Origin of the sequence: Mycolicibacter acidiphilus (assembly GCF_018455725.1) — a bacterium.
GTDB lineage: Bacteria > Actinomycetota > Actinomycetes > Mycobacteriales > Mycobacteriaceae > Mycobacterium > Mycobacterium acidiphilum.
The window spans coordinates 1-5,314 of record NZ_JAHCLR010000097.1 but is presented as its reverse complement, the minus strand read 5'-3'; the positions used below and the strand labels follow the sequence as shown (position 1 = coordinate 5,314).

3 rRNA genes are annotated in these 5,314 nt (G+C 56.5%); all 3 read left to right on the top strand.

From position 1 onward, the window contains the following. The first annotated feature begins 29 nt into the window (after nucleotides 1–29). Nucleotides 30–1,564, top strand: a 16S ribosomal RNA gene (locus tag KIH27_RS21870). A 354-nt stretch (nucleotides 1,565–1,918) separates the two neighbouring features. Next, nucleotides 1,919–5,037: ribosomal RNA gene (locus tag KIH27_RS21865) — 23S ribosomal RNA — on the top strand. 120 nt (nucleotides 5,038–5,157) lie between these two features. Then, a 5S ribosomal RNA gene (gene rrf / locus KIH27_RS21860) occupies nucleotides 5,158–5,270 on the top strand. The 16S, 23S and 5S rRNA genes sit together here, the layout of an rRNA operon. The last annotated feature ends 44 nt before the right edge of the window (nucleotides 5,271–5,314 follow it).

Here is a 5,314-nt window from a genome sequence, read left to right as displayed (position 1 = left end):
TTTGGTTCAGATTGCTCTGAAACAGTTTTTGTTTGGAGAGTTTGATCCTGGCTCAGGACGAACGCTGGCGGCGTGCTTAACACATGCAAGTCGAACGGAAAGGCCCTTTCGGGGGTACTCGAGTGGCGAACGGGTGAGTAACACGTGGGTGATCTGCCCTGCACTTTGGGATAAGCCTGGGAAACTGGGTCTAATACCGAATAGGACCATGGGATGCATGTCTTGTGGTGGAAAGCTTTTGCGGTGTGGGATGGGCCCGCGGCCTATCAGCTTGTTGGTGGGGTGATGGCCTACCAAGGCGACGACGGGTAGCCGGCCTGAGAGGGTGACCGGCCACACTGGGACTGAGATACGGCCCAGACTCCTACGGGAGGCAGCAGTGGGGAATATTGCACAATGGGCGCAAGCCTGATGCAGCGACGCCGCGTGGGGGATGACGGCCTTCGGGTTGTAAACCTCTTTCAGTATCGGCGAAGCTCCGTGGTTTTCTGCGGGGTGACGGTAGGTACAGAAGAAGCACCGGCCAACTACGTGCCAGCAGCCGCGGTAATACGTAGGGTGCGAGCGTTGTCCGGAATTACTGGGCGTAAAGAGCTCGTAGGTGGTTTGTCACGTTGTTCGTGAAAACTCACAGCTTAACTGTGGGCGTGCGGGCGATACGGGCAGACTAGAGTACTGTAGGGGAGACTGGAATTCCTGGTGTAGCGGTGGAATGCGCAGATATCAGGAGGAACACCGGTGGCGAAGGCGGGTCTCTGGGCAGTAACTGACGCTGAGGAGCGAAAGCGTGGGGAGCGAACAGGATTAGATACCCTGGTAGTCCACGCCGTAAACGGTGGGTACTAGGTGTGGGTTTCCTTCCTTTAGGGATCCGTGCCGTAGCTAACGCATTAAGTACCCCGCCTGGGGAGTACGGCCGCAAGGCTAAAACTCAAAGGAATTGACGGGGGCCCGCACAAGCGGCGGAGCATGTGGATTAATTCGATGCAACGCGAAGAACCTTACCTGGGTTTGACATGCACAGGACGACTGCAGAGATGTGGTTTCCCTTGTGGCCTGTGTGCAGGTGGTGCATGGCTGTCGTCAGCTCGTGTCGTGAGATGTTGGGTTAAGTCCCGCAACGAGCGCAACCCTTGTCTCATGTTGCCAGCACGTAATGGTGGGGACTCGTGAGAGACTGCCGGGGTCAACTCGGAGGAAGGTGGGGATGACGTCAAGTCATCATGCCCCTTATGTCCAGGGCTTCACACATGCTACAATGGCCGGTACAAAGGGCTGCGATCCCGTGAGGGTTAGCGAATCCTTTAAAGCCGGTCTCAGTTCGGATTGGGGTCTGCAACTCGACCCCATGAAGTCGGAGTCGCTAGTAATCGCAGATCAGCAATGCTGCGGTGAATACGTTCCCGGGCCTTGTACACACCGCCCGTCACGTCATGAAAGTCGGTAACACCCGAAGCCGGTGGCCTAACCCTTGTGGAGGGAGCCGTCGAAGGTGGGATCGGCGATTGGGACGAAGTCGTAACAAGGTAGCCGTACCGGAAGGTGCGGCTGGATCACCTCCTTTCTAAGGAGCACCATGTTCCCCCATCCCCACACCGGTGGGATGTTGATGGTTGGGATATTTTTCGCCGGCGCCTGTAGTGGGTGGCCGGTGGTGCAGATTATTTCGAATGACAGCAAACTTTTTTCACCGACCGGTGGGTCCTTCGGGGTCGGCCGGCCAGGGGCTTCGGCTCCTGGGCACACTGTTGGGTCCTGAGACAACAGGCCCGTAGTCGCCTCCTTGTGGGGGTGGGTGTGTTGTCGCTCCATCTTGGTGGTGGGGTGTGGTCTTTGATTTGTGGATAGTGGTTGCGAGCATCTTACAAGCAAAACGTTGTTTTGTTTGTGCAATTTGTTTTTACACTTTTGGTTTTTGTTGTAAGTGTTTAAGGGCGCATGGTGGATGCCTTGGCATCGGAAGCCGATGAAGGACGTGGGAGGCTGCGATATGCCTCGGGGAGCTGCCAACCGAGCGTGGATCCGAGGATGTCCGAATGGGGAAACCCGGCACGAGTGATGTCGTGTCACCCTCCGGTGAATGTATAGCCGGTGGGGAGGTAACGCGGGGAAGTGAAACATCTCAGTACCCGTAGGAGAAGAAAACAAAATGTGATTCCGTGAGTAGTGGCGAGCGAAAGCGGAGGATGGCTAAACCGCATGCATGTGATACCCGGCGGGGGTTGTGTGTGCGGTGTTGTGGGGTCTGTGTTCTCATCACCGCCGTGGTGGGCAGCAGTAAGAAAAGTTCGTGTTAGCCGAAGTGGCCTGGGATGGTCTGCCGTAGCGGGTGAGAGCCCCGTAGGTGAAAACATGGACTCTGCTGTCACAGTGTCCCCGAGTAGCAGCGGGCCCGTGGAATCTGCTGTGAATCTGCCGGGACCACCCGGTAAGCCTGAATACTATCCGATGACCGATAGCGGACGAGTACCGTGAGGGAATGGTGAAAAGTACCCCGGGAGGGGAGTGAAATAGTACCTGAAACCATGTGCCTACAATCCGTCAGAGCCCTCCTTCGTGGTGGGGTGATGGCGTGCCTTTTGAAGAATGAGCCTGCGAGTCACCGGCACGTCGCGAGGTTAACCCGTGTGGGGTAGCCGCAGCGAAAGCGAGTCTGAATAGGGCGTATCCAATCCGTTGGGGTTGGTGTAGTGGCGTGTTGTGGACCCGAAGCGGAGTGATCTACCCATGGCCAGGGTGAAGCGCGGGTAAGACCGCGTGGAGGCCCGAACCCACTTAGGTTGAAGACTGAGGGGATGAGTTGTGGGTAGGGGTGAAAGGCCAATCAAACTCCGTGATAGCTGGTTCTCCCCGAAATGCATTTAGGTGCAGCGTTGCGTGTTTCTCACCGGAGGTAGAGCTACTGGATGGCCGATGGGCCCTACTAGGTTACTGACGTCAGCCAAACTCCGAATGCCGGTGAGTGAAAGCGTGGCAGTGAGACGGCGGGGGATAAGCTCCGTGCGTCGAGAGGGAAACAGCCCAGATCGCCGGCTAAGGCCCCAAAGCGTGTGCTAAGTGGAAAAGGATGTGCAGTCGCATAGACAACCAGGAGGTTGGCTTAGAAGCAGCCACCCTTGAAAGAGTGCGTAATAGCTCACTGGTCAAGTGATTGTGCGCCGATAATGTAGCGGGGCTCAAGCACACCGCCGAAGCCGCGGCAATACGTAAGTATTGGGTAGGGGAGCGTCCTGCATCCGGTGAAGCCACAGAGTGATCTAGTGGTGGAGGGTGTGGGAGTGAGAATGCAGGCATGAGTAGCGATAAGGCAAGTGAGAACCTTGCCCGCCGAAAGACCAAGGGTTCCTGGGCCAGGCCAGTCCGCCCAGGGTGAGTCGGGACCTAAGGCGAGGCCGACAGGCGTAGTCGATGGACAACGGGTTGATATTCCCGTACCCGTGTGTGCGCGTCCCTGATGAATCAGTGGTACTAACCACCCAAAACCACGCCCACCAACACCTTCGGGTGGCGGGGGTGTGGGGCTGCGTGGGACCTTCGCTGGTAGTAGTCAAGCGATGGGGTGACGCAGGAAGGTAGCCGTACCAGTCAGTGGTAGTACTGGGGTAAGCCCGTAGGACGTCAGATAGGCAAATCCGTCTGACACAGAGTCCGAGAGGTGATGCATAGCCGTTTGCGGCGAATTCGGTGATCCTATGCTGCCGAGAAAAGCCTCTAGCGAGCACACACACGGCCCGTACCCCAAACCGACACAGGTGGTCAGGTAGAGAATACTAAGGCGTACGAGTGAACTATGGTTAAGGAACTCGGCAAAATGCCCCCGTAACTTCGGGAGAAGGGGGACCCTCATACCGTCATGGCCCACGCGGCCGGCAGCGGGAGGGGGTGGCAGAAACCAGTGAGAAGCGACTGTTTACTAAAAACACAGGTCCGTGCGAAGTCGCAAGACGATGTATACGGACTGACGCCTGCCCGGTGCTGGAAGGTTAAGAGGACCGGTTAACCCTTCGGGGTGAAGCTGAGAATTTAAGCCCCAGTAAACGGCGGTGGTAACTATAACCATCCTAAGGTAGCGAAATTCCTTGTCGGGTAAGTTCCGACCTGCACGAATGGCGTAACGACTTCTCAACTGTCTCAACCATAGACTCGGCGAAATTGCACTACGAGTAAAGATGCTCGTTACGCGCGGCAGGACGAAAAGACCCCGGGACCTTCACTATAGCTTGGTATTGATGTTCGATGCGGTTTGTGTAGGATAGGTGGGAGACTGTGAAGCCCGCACGCCAGTGTGGGTGGAGTCGTTGTTGAAATACCACTCTGATCGTATTGGACCTCTAACTTCGAACCATGAAGCTGGTTCAGGGACAGTGCCTGGTGGGTAGTTTAACTGGGGCGGTTGCCTCCTAAAATGTAACGGAGGCGCCCAAAGGTTCCCTCAACCTGGACGGCAATCAGGTGTTGAGTGTAAGTGCACAAGGGAGCTTGACTGTAAGACTGACACGTCAAACAGGGACGAAAGTCGGGACTAGTGATCCGGCACCCCCGAGTGGAAGGGGTGTCGCTCAACGGATAAAAGGTACCCCGGGGATAACAGGCTGATCTTCCCCAAGAGTCCATATCGACGGGATGGTTTGGCACCTCGATGTCGGCTCGTCGCATCCTGGGGCTGGAGCAGGTCCCAAGGGTTGGGCTGTTCGCCCATTAAAGCGGCACGCGAGCTGGGTTTAGAACGTCGTGAGACAGTTCGGTCTCTATCCGCCGCGCGCGTCAGAAACTTGAGGAAACCTGTCCCTAGTACGAGAGGACCGGGACGGACGAACCTCTGGTACACCAGTTGTTCCACCAGGAGCATTGCTGGATGGCTACGTTCGGACAGGATAACCGCTGAAAGCATCTAAGCGGGAAACCTACTCCAAGACCAGGTTTCTCACCCTTTTAGAGGGATAAGGCCCCCCGCAGACCACGGGATCGATAGGCCAGACCTATACGCACCGCAAGGTGTTCAGGGAACTGGTACTAACCGGCCGAAAACTTACACACACCAAAAAATGTGTCGCAACCACACCACAACCACACCCCACCACCAAACACACCACCCATGGTGCAACGGTGCACAGGACACCCATCCTGCCGGCACCACGGGAAACAAAAAAATAGAGTTACGGCGGTAATAGCGACAGGGAAACGCCCGGTCCCATCCCGAACCCGGAAGCTAAGCCTGTCAGCGCCGATGATACTACCCACACGGGTGGAAAAGTAGGACACCGCCGAACACAACATAACCTGGACCCCCCAAGAAATTGGGGGGTCCAGGCAT